Origin of the sequence: Desulfovibrio legallii (assembly GCF_900102485.1) — a bacterium.
GTDB classification, from domain to species: Bacteria; Desulfobacterota; Desulfovibrionia; order Desulfovibrionales; family Desulfovibrionaceae; genus Desulfovibrio; species Desulfovibrio legallii_A.
The window spans coordinates 23,824-38,475 of record NZ_FNBX01000010.1 but is presented as its reverse complement, the minus strand read 5'-3'; the positions used below and the strand labels follow the sequence as shown (position 1 = coordinate 38,475).

The following is a 14,652-nucleotide window of genomic DNA, read 5'->3' as shown; positions in this document are numbered from 1 at the left end:
CGCAGACCGCCGTAAGGAGTTTGCCCCATGATGCGTTCCCTCTGGACAGGCGCCACCGGCATGGTGGCCCAGCAGCTCAACATAGACGTCATCTCCAACAACCTGGCCAACGTGAACACCACGGGCTTCAAAAAAAGCCGCGCCGAGTTTGAGGATCTTATGTACCAGACCATGCGCATGGCCGGGTCCATTACTGAAGGCGACAACCGCGTGCCCGTGGGCATCCAGGTGGGCCTGGGCACTCGCCCCACGGCCGTGCACAAGTTCTTTACCCAGGGCGACTTCCAGAACACCGGCAACTCCCTGGACGTGGCCATAGAAGGCGACGGCTTCTTTCAGGTGGACGTGAACGGCGAGCTTATGTACACCCGCGCGGGCTCCTTCAAGCTCAACCAGGACGGCACCGTGGTCACGGCCAACGGCTACATTCTCCAGCCGGAGTTTGCCGTGCCCGCCGAAACCAAGACCATCTCCATCTCCTCTTCCGGGCACATCGCCGCCCTGGATTCGCAGGGGCAGGAGCTGGCCGGGGCCGAAATTCCCCTCTACACCTTCATCAATCCCGCAGGCCTGGACGCGCGCGGCCGCAACCTCTTCACCCCCACCGAAGCCTCCGGCGACGCCGTGGAAGGCGTGCCCGGCACGGACAACGTGGGCACCCTGGCCCAGGGCTTTCTGGAAATGTCCAACGTGGAAGTGGTGGACGAAATGGTCAATATGATCGTGGGCCAGCGCGCTTATGAGGTCAACTCCAAGTCCATTCAGACCTCGGACTCCATGCTGGGCATCGCGGTGCAGCTCAAGCGCAGCTAAAGGAGATGCGGATCATGCGGCGCGCCCTGGCATGGCTTGGCGGTAGGCCCCATTCCCCGGCAAAACGGCCGGAGGCTCCACGGCACGGCAGCTTCGGGCTCCGTTCGGCGGCTTTGTTCTGCCTGGCGGCGGCTTTGCTCTGCCTGGCGGCGCGGCCTGTCCCGGCAGCGCCCACGGCCGGCGTACCCCAGGCCGTATGGCAGGACAACGACCGCGATCACCGGCGTTCCCCCAGCCAGATCAAACGTCAGCTCACCCCGCAAAAACAAGTGGCGCGCATCGCCCTGCCGCCCAACGCCCAGGACAAACGCGCCGCCAAAACCGGCTCCCTGCTGGCCAACGGCCAGGCCCCGCTGGCCCCGGAAGGTCAGGTGAACGTCCTGACCCAGGACGACTGGCGGCTCAAAATCCTGCCCGCCGCCGTCACCAGGTCGGACACGGTGCTGCTGGGCGAAATCGCCGTGCCCCTGGGCCGCATGGATCCGGCCCTGTGGGGCCGGCTCAGCGCCAAGGCGCTCTGGCCCGCGCCCCCGCAGGAAGGCAAACCCCTGCAGGTCAACCGTTCCCGCCTTTCCCACGCTCTGCGCCAGGCCCTGGGGCCGGATATCGCCGCCCGCTGCATCTTGCCCACCTCCCTGGCCATCCAACGCGGGGGCCTGGTCTTTCAGGAAGACGACCTGCGGGCCTACGTCGTCAAAAGCCTGACGCCGCAACTGGCCGCCATGCCCGGCGAGGCCGATCTTACCGACTTTCGCCTGCCGGACTACATTTTTCTGGCCCACAGCCAGCAGCGGGTGCAGCTGGAGCCGGGCCGCCTTTCCCCCGGCCGCATCTCCCTGCGCTTTGCCGTGGAGGAAGCCGACGGCACGGTGTTGCGCCGCCTGGCCGGCACCGCCAGCCTGACCCTCTGGATCACCGTGCCCGCCGCAGCCCAGGCCATGAACAAAGGCGACGCCCTCACGGCCCAATCCGTCACCTTTCTCAAAGTCAACGCCGGGCAACTGCGCGACGTGCCCTGGGACGGCCGGGGCGGCCCCTGGCAGCTCACCCGCGGGCTTAACGCGGGCGAACCCATTTTGCAGAGCGACCTGGCAAGCCAGCTCATGGTGCGCCGCGGCGACGTGGTCAGCCTTATCTACGCGCGCGGCAACCTGCGCATCGCCACCCAGGCCCAGGCCCTGAGCGACGGAGAACCGGGCGCCACCATCCCGGTGCGGAATTTGCAAACCAAAAAACAGGTCTACGCCACGGTGCGCGACGGCAGCACCGTGGAGATACACTGACAACGCGCATCCCCGCAGGATGCCGCGCCCCTTGCCGCAACAGGAGAACGGCCATGCAGGCACGAATCACCATCCCCTTTCTGGCGCTGATCTTTCTGCTGTGCGCCGCCTGCGGCGGCAGCCCCCACCGGCGGCCCGCCCTGCACCCCCCGGCGGCCCCGCCCCAGGAATACCGGCAGGAAACCAACGCCGCGGACAACCCCGGCTCCATCTTCGCCGCCAGCGAGCAGGACACGCTTTTTTCCGACAGCCGCGCCCGCCGCGTGGGCGACCTGGTGGTGGTCAAACTGGTGGAAAGCACCAAGGCCCAGAACAAGGCCGAAACCACGGCGGACAAGGACAGCAGTAACGACTATCAGGTGAGCGCCCTGTTCGGCAAAAGCAAGGTGGGCTTTATTCCCTTTACGGGCATCGGCCCCCAAAGCACCGTGGGCCTGCCCGTGCTCAACACCAGCTCGCAGAGCGACCTCACCGGCACCGGCAAGACCAAACGCGAAAACTATGTGACCACCTCCCTGGCCACCCGCGTTCTACGCGTGCTGCCCGGCGGCCTGATGGAAATAGAAGGCGCGCGCGAAATCCGCGTCAATGAGGAAACGGAATATATGGTGGTGCGCGGCATGATCCGCAGCAAAGACGTGAGCGCCGACAACAGCGTGCTCTCCACCCAGATTGCCGACGCCAGCATCGAATACTACGGCAAGGGCGTGCTCTCGGATAAGCAGAAACCCGGCTGGTTTACCAGACTCATGGACAACATCTGGCCGTTCTAGAGCAGAGTAACTTTGAGAATACGCATTCTCAAAGTTTAAGGCACGCTCGTTTCGGCGCTTAACAGCGCAAATAAATTGCGCTTACGCCTCCACAGCGGGCGTCTGCTCACGCAGCCGCCAGGGCCTTGCAACGTTGCAAGGCCCTGGGCGCAGGGAACGGGAAACGGGAAAGATGCGGGGGAAAGGGAGCTTGTGTGAACACAAGTTCCCTTTCCCCCGGCATTTTTCAAAAAACTTTTCTCTCCTCAGGAAAGGCGGCAGGCGTACCCTGGGCGCAGGAAAGGACGCCTGCTCCGTCGGCCCGCTGCCGCACGGCCTTGGGGGCGTGCCCCCGTCAGATGCTGATCTTGGCGCCCAGCAGTTTGACAAAGGCGGCAATCCAGGCCGGGTGTGCGGGCCAGGCCGGGGCCGTCACCAGATTGCCGTCCACGGTGGCGCTGGTAAGGGTTTCGTTAAAGTCGCACCAGGTAGCGCCCGCGTCCACCACGTCGGGCTTTACGGCCGGATAAGCCGTGCACTGCCGGTTGCGCAGCACCCCGGCGGAAACCAGAATCTGCGGGCCGTGGCACACGGCGGCAATGGGCTTTTGGGCGGCGTTGAATTCCCGCACGATTTCCAGCAGGCGGGCGTTAAGGCGCAGATATTCCGGCGCGCGGCCGCCGGGAATGACCAGACCGGCGTAGTCCGCCACGTTCACCTGGTCAAAATCGGCGTTGATGGCGAAATTATGGCCGCGTTTTTCGGAATAGGTCTGGTCGCCCTCAAAATCGTGGATGGCCGTGCGCACCGTATCGCCGGGCTTTTTGCCGGGGCAGACGGCATGCACCTCATAGCCCAGCATCTGGAGCATCTGGAACGGGACCATCACTTCGTAATCTTCCACATAATCGCCGGCCAGAACCAGAATTTTTTTCATAGTATCCTCCGTAAAGCCCCAAGGGGCCGGTTGGCGCGCTTGCCTTGCGCGCATAGATACTTATATAGGGCTGAGACGCCCCAGGGCAAGTGCCTGGTGGGGGGCGTCTCCGTGCCGTCTTCGCGCCACTTTGCCAACAGGAGTCTGCATCCATGCCCATGTACGATTTTGTCTGCACAGCGTGCGGCCACACCTTTGAGGATCTGGTCAGCGGCGACGCCACGCCGCCCTGCCCCCGTTGCGGGGCCGCCACGCAACGCCAGGTCAGCGCGCCGAGCCCCCTCAAAACTGGCGCGTTTCCCTTTAAGCCCGGTCCGGTGCGGCCCATGGGCCAGGGGCGGCCGCCTTCCTGCGCTTCCGGCGGCTGCGGCGCGGGCGGCTTTTCCTGAAGCAACAGTTAGTCCGCGGCGTTTTCCCGGCCGCCGGCGGCGGCGCGCAACAATCGCGCGCCCAGCACGCCAGGGGCCAGCACACGCCGCAGCGCGGGCGAGGTTCGCTCCGCGCCGTTCAGAAGCAGGGGCGCGCTGTTGTAGGCGCGCTCCAGTTCTTTTTCCAGGGCCTCCCGCAGACGAAGGAAGGAAGCCGCCACTTCAGGGTAGGCATTGTCCTCCCGCCAGGGCAGGAGCAGCGTGCGCGTCCAGGTGTGGCCCTTGTGCGAAGGGGCTTCCAGCGTGTAAAACGCGCCGGGCGCAGCGTCCGCCGCGCGCTCCAGGCAGCCGGGATAGCAGTAGTCCTGCCGGGGCTCCTCCGGCTGCGGAATGCTGGAGACAATGGCCACCGTAGGCAGGGCCAGGGCCTTCTCGTGTTCCTCCAGCTCCACGCTGTAGCGCAGTACGGGCCGCAGGTTGCCGCGTTTTTTTGTTATTTTCCACTCAATGCGCATGGGCGTTCCCCTTTTTCCCGCTTTTTTCCGGCGCTATTCCTTTATAGGGCATTTCAAAGTTGCAATGCCCTGGCGGCTGCGTGAGCAGACGCCCGCGTGGACATGTAAGCGCAATTTATTTGCGCTGGTAAGCGATGAAATGAGCGTGCCGTAAACTTTGAGAATGCCTGTCCTCAAAGGTAATCTGCTCTAGAGGCGATACCTGCCGGATACTGCAGACACGCCCCCCACAGCAACATCCCCCCTTCGCCTACCCTTCTTCCGGCAGCATAAGCAGCGTGCCGAAGGGCGGCGGCTCGGCAGCGGCATCGCTGCAGACCCAGAGCACGGGATAGGGCGGCGGCGGCGGAAAGCGGCTGCACTGCAGATCTGTAAACCAGATCAGGCAGGCGGGGGCAAGGCCTTCCGCCTCCAGGCGGGCGGGCACGGGGCGGTAGTCCGTACCGCCGCCGCCCACGGGCGTGAAGGGCACATCCCTGTCCATACGGCTGCGCAGCTCCAGGGCGTGGACCCGGCTGTCGTGGAAGAGCACGGCCAGGGTGGCGTCGTAAGCGTCCAGCACGGCCGTGAGTTCCGCCATAAAGCGTTGCAGTGCGGTTGCGTCCACGGAGCCGGAGCAATCCACGGCCAGGGCAGCCAGGGGCAGACGCGCCTCCCGCCGGGAGGGCAGATAGATATCCTGGAACAGGTAGCGCCGGTTGGGGGTGGTCCAGGCGTAGTCGCTGTGGGCGCACTGTTCCAGAAAACGTTGCAGCAGGGCGCGCCAGTCCAGACGCGGCCGGGCTGCGCCCGTGAGCTGCCGCCGCAGGCCGGCGGGCAGGTCGCCCATGTGCCGCGCCCGCCTGAGGGCCTGGTTGAGGGCCGCCTGGGCCTCGCGCGCCGCTTCTTTGAGGGCGGCGCTCTCCTCCTGCTCCACGCCGGGGTGGTCGCGCACTTCGCCGGTAAAACCGCTCTGCCCGCCCCCTTTGGAGCCACGGGCGTCCTTGCGCGCGCCTGGCCGCGCCCCGGCGCGCGACTGCTGCTCGCCCGCGCCGGGCGTGGACCTGGGGGGCCGGGCAGGCGCATGGCGCAGCTCGGCGGGCGGACGCAAAGGCGTAACCGCCCCATCCGAAGCGCCGCCGGCAGCCCCTGTGCCGCCGGGGCCGCCGGCCCGCGCCCGGCCCCCCAGGTCCACGCCCGGCGTCGGGTCTTCACGCTGACCCATAAGGGCGGCGTAAATTTCTTCAGCGGCCAGGCCCGCGTAGGCCGCGTCGTGCAGGAAGCCCTGGGGCAGACTGAAGCCCGCCTCCAGCAGGATCTGATTCACAGCCAGATCGCAGGCCCTGTTCCAGAGGTCTTTGTCTCTGCCCTGGCGACGCAGGTGGTGGCCAAAGGCCAGATGGAGCACTTCGTGGGCCTGCGCGCCCACCAGGGTCTGCTCCGGAATGGTGGCGGCAAAGGCCGGATTGTAGGCCAGGGCCGTGCCGTCGGTCCAGAGGTCGCGGCAGGCGGCGTCCTCCCGCAGGCGCAGCCGCAGGGCCAGCACGCCGAAAAAGGGATGGTCCAGCACCAGGGCGGCCCTGGCCCGCCGCATGGCCAGCTCGGCCTGGCGGCGCAAATTTTCCGGCGGCGCAAAAGCAGCGGGCATGGTCGCGCCTTACATGAGCACGGCGGCGTTCTGCGCCGCCCAGCGGGCAAAAGCCGGGGATTCCACCAGGGCCGCGTCCCGCTCCACGGCGTCGCGCATGAGCAGCACGCCGAATTCCGCAGGCAGACGCGCCGCGTAGGCGGCCAGGGCGTCCATGGTGTCCGCGCCCGCGTGCAGGCTCAGGGCCTCGCAGGTGGCGTAAAGGGCGGCGGGCTCTTCGGGCACAGGCACGGCTTCCGGGGTTTCCAGAATTTCTTCCACTGTGGGCAGCTCGCGCCACACGGCGAGAAAGCCCGTAAATTCCGCCGCGCAGCCAGCGCCCACCGCGCCCTCAAGCAGCTCCTGCTCCACGGCGCGCTCCGGGGCGGCGTCCAGAATGCGCGAAACAAAGGCCCAGGACCGGGGCGACGCAAAGGCCCGTTCCCCGCGCGCGGGGTCAAAATCGTGCAGGAGCTGCGGCCGGAAGCGCAGAAAGGCGCAGACTTCAGGGCGAATGCCTGCCCCTTGCGCCCAGTCCAGCCAGTCATCCAGGTCAGGAACAAAGTCCAGGTGCACCATGCGGTTGGCCAGGGCCGAGGGCATGCGGTAGGCCACGGCCCTGTCCCCTTCCCGGTTGCCGGCGGCCACGATGCTCCAGCCTTCGGGCAGGCGGTATTCGCCGATGGCTCTGTCCAGCACCAGCTGATAGCAGGCGGCCTGCACCAGGGGCGGCGCGGCGTTGAGCTCGTCCAGGAAGACAATGCCCCGCTCCGGATCGTCCGGCCCCGGCAGGAAGGCGGGGGGGCACCACACGGACCGCCCGTCGGCGCTGATGCGCGGCAGGCCCCGCAGGTCCACAGGGTCCAGCAGTATGGCGCGGATGTCCCGTAGGGCCAGACCGTGCTGACGGGCGGTCTGGGCCACCACCTGGCTTTTGCCCACTCCGGGCGGGCCCCATAAAAAAACCGGCTGCCGGATGCGCAACAGCGCATGCAGGGCGGAGGCGATTTGCGAAGGTGTCATGCGGCTCCCGAACGACGCTTTATGGATGTGGACAGCCGCAGGGGCAAAACGCCCCAAACGCGGCCCGACCGCACGCCCCCCTACGCCGGACGACGCGCGCTACGGGTGCAGCATGATAAAAACGAAAGTGGATGTCAATTCCTAAAAAAGGGATCTGCGGACAGTCGCGCGCGCCGGCCCTAAATCCGGTCGCAGTAGACGTTTTCCAAAAAATGTTCCATGGCGTCGTCGGCCTGGCTGATGTAGTCCTGAAGGGCAAAGCGCGCCTTGCAGGCCGGGCAGTGCATATGGACTTCGTGGCAGGTGCGCGCAATGTGCAGGCGCGCCCCGCAACGGGGGCAGGCAAGGGTGGTTTCCGCGTCACGGGCGGCAAAAAAGGCCATGGGGCCTCCCTGGGCAAGAGGGTGAAGGGGCGGCGCGCCTGGCGCGCCGCCCCACAGAACGCCGGTCCGGTTCTAGCCGCGGCCGATGCAGAAATAGGCGAAGCCGTGCTCCGCCATGAAGGCGGGCGAATAGAGATTGCGCCCGTCAAACAGCAAAGGCGCGGTGAGCAGGCTTTTGACCCGGTTGAAATCCGGGTTGCGGAACTGGTTCCATTCCGTCACCACCAGCAGGGCCTGCGCGCCCCGGCACACGTCGTACTGGTCCGCGCCCACCTCCACCAGGGGGTTATCCTTGAAAAGACGCCGGGCATTGTCCGCAGCTACGGGGTCAAAGGCCCGGATGCGCATGCCCGCCGCAGTCAGCTCATTGATGATGCTGATGGAGGCGGCCTCGCGCATGTCGTCGGTATTGGCTTTGAAGGCCAGGCCCCAGAGGGCCAGCGCCTTGTCCTTCACGCCGCCCTGGGGGGCGAAGTATTCCATGATGCGCTGGGCCATGTGCTTTTTCTGGCGGGCGTTCACCGCCTCCACGGCGTGCAGCAGTTGCGGCTCCACGCCCGCGCCCTCCGCGGTGCGGATCAGCGCCTTGACGTCCTTGGGGAAGCAGGAGCCGCCGTAGCCCACGCCGGGGTAGATGAACTGGTAGCCGATGCGCGAATCCGAGCCGATGCCCGTGCGCACGTCGCGCACGTCCGCGCCCACCCGTTCGCAGACGGTGGCAATTTCGTTGATGAACGAAATTTTGGTGGCCAGCATGCAGTTGGCGGCGTATTTGGTCATTTCCGCGCTGCGCACGCCCATGACGATGATTTTGTCCCTGGTGCGGGCAAAGGGCGCATAAAGCTCGCGCATGAGGGCCGCGGCGCGGGGGGAATCCGTGCCCAGCACCACCCGATCGGGCTTCATGAAGTCCGCAATGGCGTCGCCTTCCTTGAGAAACTCCGGATTGGAGACCACATCCACCCGCAGATCTTTGCCGCGGGCGGTCAGCTCCGCCGTCAGGATGGCGCGCACTTCGTCCGCCGTGCCCACCGGCACTGTGGATTTGTCCACCACCACCAGGTCGTTCTGCATATGGCGGCCGATCTCGCGCGCCACCTCGCGCACATAGCTCAGGTCGCAGGAGCCGTCGGCCTGCGGCGGCGTGCCCACGCAGATGAAGGCGCAGTCCGCGCCCACAATGCCGTCCTCCAGCTTCGTGGTAAAGGTCAGCCGGCCGTCGGCCCGGCTGCGCTGCACCAGCGGCTCCAGGCCCGGTTCAAAGATATGGACGAAACCGGCGTTGAGCTTCTCCACCACCGCCGGGTTCACGTCCACGCAGGTGACGGTGTTGCCCATCTCCGCAAAGCAGGCGGCACTCACAAGGCCCACATAGCCGGTGCCGATGATGCACAGTTTCATAGGGAATTTTCTCCATCTTTCCCGGCGGCCGTCCCTTGACGGTCCTGCCGTGCACGGTTCAGAATAGTGGCATGAAAAAATCTGCATACGGCATTTCCCCCCCCGAATCAAGGTTGCGCAGCACGGCCGCGCGCCCCGCGCCCCGGAGGCCGTCGTGATCCTGGGCCTGGGGGTGGACCTGGCGGACCTGAACCGCATCCGCCGCAGTTATGAGCGCTTCGGCCGCCGCTTTGCGGAAAAAATCCTCGCCCCGGAGGAACTCCGTTGCCTGCCGGAAGCCCCTGTAACCTATCTGGCGGGGCGCTTCGCCGCCAAGGAGGCCGCGGTCAAGGCCCTGGGCACGGGCTTCAGCCAGGGCATCGGCCCGCGCCAGATCGAAATCCGCAACACGCCTGAGGGCAAACCTGAACTGCGCTTCCTGGGCCGGGCGGCCGAACGCGCCCGCGCCCTGGGCGTAACGCGCCGCCACGTTTCCCTGAGCCACGACCGCACGGCGGCGGTGGCCCTGGTGGTGCTGGAGGACTGAGCATGACCGCATCCGCTCTGACGCTGCTGCCCCCCCTGCCCCTGCCCGACGAGGTGCGCGCCTGGGATCAGGGCGCGACAGCCCTGGGACTTTCCGGCGAAATCCTGATGGAAAACGCCGCGCGCGCGGCCTTTGACGTGCTGCGCGCCGCTGTGCCGCGCCTGGAGGGCCGGGAGGTCTGGCTGCTCATGGGCGGGGGCAACAACGGCGGCGACGCCGCCTGCCTGGCCCGACAGCTGCTGGACGCCGGGGCCCGCCCCCTGGTGCTGCACACCCGCCCCCTGCGCTCCTATAAGGGCGAGTGCGGGCGGCATGTGCGCGTGGCCCGGGCTGCGGGCGTGCCCTTTCGCCCGCTCAGGCCGGGGGGACAAATCTGGTCAGCCGCCCCGGATCTGCTGGTGGACGGCCTCTTGGGCACGGGCTTTCACGGCCCCCTGCGGCCGGACATGCTGGGCCTGATCCGCGCCGTGAACGACCGCCGGGCCGCCTTCGTGCTGGCCCTGGACATCCCTTCGGGCCTGGACGGCGTTACGGGCGCGCCCCAGCCGGAAGCGGTGCGGGCCACGGCCACCGTCACCTTTGCCGCGGCCAAGCCCGGCCTGGCGCTGCCCCAGGCGCGGCCCTGGACGGGGAAGGTGCACGTCCGCCCCATCGGCATCCCTGCCGTGGTGCGGCAGGCGGCCCCGTGCGCCGCCTATCTGCTGGACGGCCGCTGCCTGGCCCCCCTGGCGGCATTGCCGGCCAACGGCTTTAAAAATTCCTTCGGCCATGTGCTGGTGGCGGGCGGCGCGCCCGGCTACGGCGGCGCGGCCCATCTGGCGGCGCGCGCGGCCCTGCGCGCCGGGGCCGGGCTGGTGACGGCCACGGCCCCGGAAGCGGCCCTGGCGGACATCAAAAACGGCTGGGCCGAAATCATGACCCTGGCCCTCCCCGGGCCGCACGGCTGCTGGCCGGAAACCCTGCCGCCGGCCTTTGCCGCGCTTGCGGCCCGCTGCGCCGCCCTGGTCGTCGGCCCCGGCCTGGGCCGGAGCCCGGACGCGGCGGCCTTTCTGCACGCCCTGCTCAGCCTGCCCGACCGTCCGCCTACGGTACTGGATGCGGACGCCCTGGCCCTGCTGGCCGCGCAGCCGGAGCTGCTCCGCCTGGTGCGCAAGGACGACGCGCTCACCCCCCACCCCGGCGAAGCGGGGCTGCTGCTGGGCCGCCCCGCCGCCGCGGTGCAGAAAGACCGCCGGGCCGCCCTGCGCGACCTCTGCGCCCTCTGCCGGGGCGTGGTGGCACTCAAGGGCGCGGGCACCCTGGTGGGCCAGGCGGGCGCGCCCGTCCTGCTCAGCCCTTACGATGTGCCCCAGCTGGCCGCGGGCGGCTCCGGCGACGTGCTGGCCGGCTGCCTGGGCGGGCTGCTGGCGGCCCACCCCGTGGACGCCGCCTGGGCGGCGCCCTTGCGGCCCACCCAGTTTACAGCGGGCCAGGCCGTGGCCCTGCACGCCCTGGCCGGACGCGAGGCCGCGCAGATCTGGCCCCTGCGCGGCAATGTGGCTTCCGCCACGGCGGATCTGCTGCCGCAGGCCCTGGCCCGTTATGCCGCGCCGCAGCCGCCCACGGGCTCCGCCCTGCCCATGGACAAAGCGGCCCACAGCGCCCCGGACGCGCGGGAGGACGCCCTGGCATGGCCGTGGTAACCCTGCAATCCCTGGAGGACACCCGCCGCCTGGGCCGCCTGCTGGCCGAGGGGCTGCGCGCTCTGGGGCCGGTGGCCCTGCTGCTGCGCGGCCCTCTGGGCAGCGGCAAGACTACCCTTGCCGCCGCCCTGGTGGCGGCCCTGCCCGGCGGCACAGCGGCCGAAGTGGCAAGCCCTTCCTTTACCATCTGCAACTACTACCCCACCACGCCGCCGGTGCTGCACGCGGATCTCTACCGCAGCCCCGGCGCGCCGCCTGAAGAGCTGGAGGAAGCCCTGGATCAGGGCCGCAGCCAGATTCTCCTGGAATGGGCGGAATACCTGCCGCAGGCGCTTTTGCCGGAAGAATATCTGGACATATCGGTTGATGCGTGCGAAAAAGGGCGCCTGCTGACGTTGACGCCCTGCGGCCGCAAGGCCGGGGAGCTGTTGCGGCTGGTATGCGGCCGGTGGTCGGGCGAAGCCTGAAGGCCTTTGCGGCGCTTGCGCGGCAAGGGTTGCAGCATGGCGCTGCGCCCGCCGCTTTTGGAACACTTGCGGACATATGGATGACGGACATGAAAATTCTGGTCCAGAAATTCGGCGGCACTTCCGTGGCCAACCTGGAGTGCATGCGCCGGGTGCAGGAAAAAGTGCTGGAAGGCCTTGCCCAGGGGTACAAGGTCATTACCGTGCTTTCCGCCAGAGCCGGGGACACCAACAAGCTGCTGTCCCTGGCCGAGGAGTGGTCGCCCACGCCGGACAGGGCGGCCTGTGACGTGCTGGTTTCCACCGGCGAGCAGGTTTCCATCAGCCTGTTCACCATGCTGCTCCGGGATGCGGGCGTCCGCGCCCGTTCCCTGCTGGGCTGGCAGATTCCCATTACCACCGACGAGGATTTCGGCCGGGCGCGCATTCGCGCCATCGACAGCAAAGCCCTGCGCGCCCAGCTGGAAAACTACGACGTGCTCGTGGTGGCCGGCTTCCAGGGCTGCACGGAAGACGGCCGCATCACCACCCTGGGGCGCGGCGGGTCGGACACCTCTGCCGTGGCTCTGGCCGCGGCACTGGGCTCGGTGGAGTGCCACATCTTTACCGATGTGGACGGCGTATACACCACAGACCCCAACATCTGCTCCACCGCGCGCAAAATGGACCGCGTGGCGTATGAAGAAATGCTGGAAATGTCCAGCATGGGGGCCAAGGTGCTGCACATCCGCTCCGTAGAATTTGCAAAAAAATACAAGGTGCCCGTGCGTGTGCGCTCCACGTTCAGCGACGATCCCGGCACCCTCGTCACCCAGGAGGATTCCAGCATGGAAGCCGTACTTGTTTCCGGCATCGCCTATGACAGAGACCAGGCCCGCGTGACCCTGCGCGACCTGCCGGACGTGCCCGGCATGGCTGCGGCCGTGTTCGGCCCCCTTTCCGAGAAGGGCATTCTGGTGGACATGATCGTGCAGAACACCAGCCTGGACGGCCATACGGACATCACCTTCACCATCTCGCGCAAAGACCTGCAGCAGACCCTGCGCATCATGGACGAAGTGGCTAAAAAAACCGGCGCTTCGGAAGTGCTGCACGACGTGAGCGTGGCCAAGGTTTCGGCCATCGGCGTGGGCATGCGCAACCACTCCGGCGTGGCGGCCCGCGCCTTTGCCGCCCTGACCCAGGAAGGCATCAATATTCTTATGATCAGCACCTCGGAAATCAAAATCACCCTGCTTATCCAGGAAAAATATCTGGAGCTGGCCGTGCGCATCCTGCACGACACCTTCGGGCTGGATTGGGATATCGGCTAACGGCTGCGCGCGCAGCCGCCGGGGTCGCAGGCGCGCAGGGGCTTTCCGGGGCCCCTGTCCCGCAGATGCCGGTGCGCTGTCGGCCTGAAAAGCTCTAACCGTTTTTTGATTGACATTTTTTTGTTCGCAAGGAAATCTGCCCTGAAGAACAACAGCATCAGGGCAGCATCCCACAACGCACCTGCGGCATTCCCGCCAGAGGTGGTCTTGCGGCTTTGACGCGGCCTTCTCTTTTGCGGCCGTTCGGGCGCGCTCCGGCAGGAGGGGCGCTTGGCACAACGGCCCTGGGCATACCGGGGGTGTTCCATGGCTGCCTGCAAAATCCCTGTTGCCGAGCTGCAGCCCGGCATGTATGTGGTGGATACGGGTCTGCCCTGGACCAAAGCCCCACTCCTGTACGCGGAAGAAGGCCCCATAGCCTCACGCCAGGAGGTGGAGCGGATTGTGGCCCAGGGCTACAGCGAAGCCTTTCACGACCCGGAACGCTTCAGCCCGCCAATGCCGCAAAAAGGCGCGCCGCCGCTGGAAACCGCAACGCAAGTCCCCGACGAAGCGCCGCCCGCTCCCGAAACCTGGGGCCGCCGCGTTTCCTTTGAAGAAGAACTGACCCAGGCCCGCAAAATCTACGCCTCTTCCTTCGACTATGTAAAAGGCTTCATGCGTTCGCCCTACGCGCCGCTGGACGTGGCGACCTCCGAACCCTATGTGGAAGCCATCATCGGCAGCCTGGACCGCAATGCGGACGCCCTTATCTCCCTTTCCAAACTCTGCGCCACCGATGCGTACACCTTTACCCACAGCGTCAACGTCACTATTTTTGCCGTAGCCTACGCCCGTTTTCTGGGCCTGGATGGGGCGCTTCTGCAGGCCGTGGGCGTGGGCGGCCTTTTCCACGACCTGGGCAAGGCCCTTATCCCGCAGGAAATTCTCAACGCCCCCCGCCGCCTCGACTTTCGGGAAATGCAGATTATGCAGACCCATGTGCTGCGCGGCTACGAAAAAATCTCCCAGCTGGACGGCATTGCGCAGGAATCCCTCCAGGGCGTGCTCCAGCACCACGAGAAACATAACGGCACGGGCTACCCCTACGGCCTGGCCGGCAAGCGCATCACGCCCTACGGGCGCATCCTCTCCTTAAGCGACGTCTATGACGCCTTGACCTCCTTCCGGGTTTACAAAAAGGCCGTTCCCGCCCACCAGGCCCTGGGCATCATGTACACCATGCGCAACAAATCCTGGGCCCCCGGCGCGGTAGAGCGCTTTATCAAGCTCATGGGCGTCTTCCCCGTAGGCTCGCCGGTAGAGCTCAACGACGGCCGCCGCGGCGTGGTCTGCCGCGCCAACGCCAGTTTCCCCACCAGGCCGCAGGTGGTGCTGGTGCAGGATATTCAGGGCCGCCGCCTGCCCCCAGAAACCGTAGACCTGGCCAAAAGCCGCGGGCTGGAGGTTCTCCGCACGCTGGCCCCTGAGGAAAGCGCCGCCTTCGACATCCAGGGTCTGCTGCGCCAGGCCAGGCCAGGGTAAACCGCCGCCCGCTTCCCGCCTTCCCGCCAAAAAAAAACAGGACAAAGCCTCTTGCCAGG

Annotated in this window: 15 protein-coding genes; 9 read left to right on the top strand and 6 right to left on the bottom strand. The window is 66.9% G+C overall.

Features of this window, described 5'->3' with window-relative positions:
• Positions 1-27 precede the first annotated feature (27 nt).
• The 3 genes from flgG (at position 28) to BLS55_RS07235 (ending at position 2,869) form a co-directional block, all read left to right on the top strand.
• Entirely contained in the window at positions 28-813 is a 786-nt protein-coding gene (flgG, locus tag BLS55_RS07245; protein ID WP_092153842.1) for a flagellar basal-body rod protein FlgG, read from the top strand.
• Between the two features lie 113 nt (positions 814-926).
• Positions 927-2,096, top strand: a complete 1,170-nt coding sequence (gene flgA / locus BLS55_RS07240; RefSeq protein ID WP_257243172.1) for a flagellar basal body P-ring formation chaperone FlgA — start codon at positions 927-929, stop codon at positions 2,094-2,096.
• Positions 2,097-2,149: 53 nt separating this feature from the next.
• Entirely contained in the window at positions 2,150-2,869 is a 720-nt protein-coding gene (locus BLS55_RS07235) for a flagellar basal body L-ring protein FlgH (protein ID WP_092153838.1), read from the top strand.
• Positions 2,870-3,203: 334 nt separating this feature from the next.
• On the opposite strand, the gene BLS55_RS07230 is transcribed toward BLS55_RS07235, so the two are convergent.
• Complete coding sequence (locus BLS55_RS07230) at positions 3,204-3,785, bottom strand: DJ-1/PfpI family protein (protein ID WP_092153836.1); 582 nt, start codon at positions 3,783-3,785, stop codon at positions 3,204-3,206.
• A 152-nt stretch (positions 3,786-3,937) separates the two neighbouring features.
• On the opposite strand from BLS55_RS07230, the gene BLS55_RS07225 reads away from it, so the two are divergent.
• Positions 3,938-4,174: an FmdB family zinc ribbon protein gene (locus BLS55_RS07225; RefSeq protein ID WP_092153834.1), complete on the top strand. Its 237-nt coding sequence runs from the start codon at positions 3,938-3,940 to the stop codon at positions 4,172-4,174.
• 8 nt (positions 4,175-4,182) lie between these two features.
• Here the strand turns inward: BLS55_RS07225 and BLS55_RS07220 are convergent, their stop codons facing one another.
• From BLS55_RS07220 to BLS55_RS07200, 5 genes are all read right to left on the bottom strand, one after another.
• Positions 4,183-4,668 (bottom strand): hypothetical protein, encoded by a 486-nt coding sequence (locus tag BLS55_RS07220; protein ID WP_092153832.1) that lies wholly within the window; start codon positions 4,666-4,668, stop codon positions 4,183-4,185.
• A 250-nt stretch (positions 4,669-4,918) separates the two neighbouring features.
• Entirely contained in the window at positions 4,919-6,295 is a 1,377-nt protein-coding gene (locus BLS55_RS07215) for a vWA domain-containing protein (protein WP_092153830.1), read from the bottom strand.
• A 9-nt stretch (positions 6,296-6,304) separates the two neighbouring features.
• Positions 6,305-7,297, bottom strand: coding sequence for an AAA family ATPase (locus BLS55_RS07210; RefSeq protein WP_092153828.1), 993 nt, complete (start codon positions 7,295-7,297; stop codon positions 6,305-6,307).
• Between the two features lie 179 nt (positions 7,298-7,476).
• Complete coding sequence (locus BLS55_RS07205) at positions 7,477-7,680, bottom strand: dual CXXC motif small (seleno)protein (protein ID WP_092153826.1); 204 nt, start codon at positions 7,678-7,680, stop codon at positions 7,477-7,479.
• 72 nt (positions 7,681-7,752) lie between these two features.
• Entirely contained in the window at positions 7,753-9,081 is a 1,329-nt protein-coding gene (locus BLS55_RS07200; protein ID WP_092153824.1) for a UDP-glucose dehydrogenase family protein, read from the bottom strand.
• A gap of 154 nt (positions 9,082-9,235) precedes the next feature.
• Here BLS55_RS07200 and BLS55_RS07195 point away from each other — a divergent pair, with 154 nt between their 5' ends.
• The 5 genes from BLS55_RS07195 to BLS55_RS07175 all read left to right on the top strand — a co-directional run bounded on the left by BLS55_RS07195 (position 9,236) and on the right by BLS55_RS07175 (position 14,593).
• Complete coding sequence (locus BLS55_RS07195; protein WP_092153823.1) at positions 9,236-9,607, top strand: holo-[acyl-carrier-protein] synthase; 372 nt, start codon at positions 9,236-9,238, stop codon at positions 9,605-9,607.
• A gap of 2 nt (positions 9,608-9,609) precedes the next feature.
• Positions 9,610-11,289, top strand: a complete 1,680-nt coding sequence (locus tag BLS55_RS07190; RefSeq protein ID WP_257243171.1) for an NAD(P)H-hydrate dehydratase — start codon at positions 9,610-9,612, stop codon at positions 11,287-11,289.
• Positions 11,277-11,756: a tRNA (adenosine(37)-N6)-threonylcarbamoyltransferase complex ATPase subunit type 1 TsaE gene (gene tsaE / locus BLS55_RS07185; protein ID WP_092153821.1), complete on the top strand. Its 480-nt coding sequence runs from the start codon at positions 11,277-11,279 to the stop codon at positions 11,754-11,756. The genes BLS55_RS07190 and tsaE overlap by 13 nt, the downstream gene beginning before the upstream one ends.
• 89 nt (positions 11,757-11,845) lie before the next feature.
• Positions 11,846-13,069, top strand: coding sequence for an aspartate kinase (locus tag BLS55_RS07180; RefSeq protein ID WP_092153819.1), 1,224 nt, complete (start codon positions 11,846-11,848; stop codon positions 13,067-13,069).
• Between the two features lie 306 nt (positions 13,070-13,375).
• A complete protein-coding gene (locus tag BLS55_RS07175) occupies positions 13,376-14,593 on the top strand; it encodes a cyclic di-GMP phosphodiesterase (RefSeq protein ID WP_092153817.1) in 1,218 nt (405 codons plus the stop codon).
• Positions 14,594-14,652: the final 59 nt, after the last annotated feature.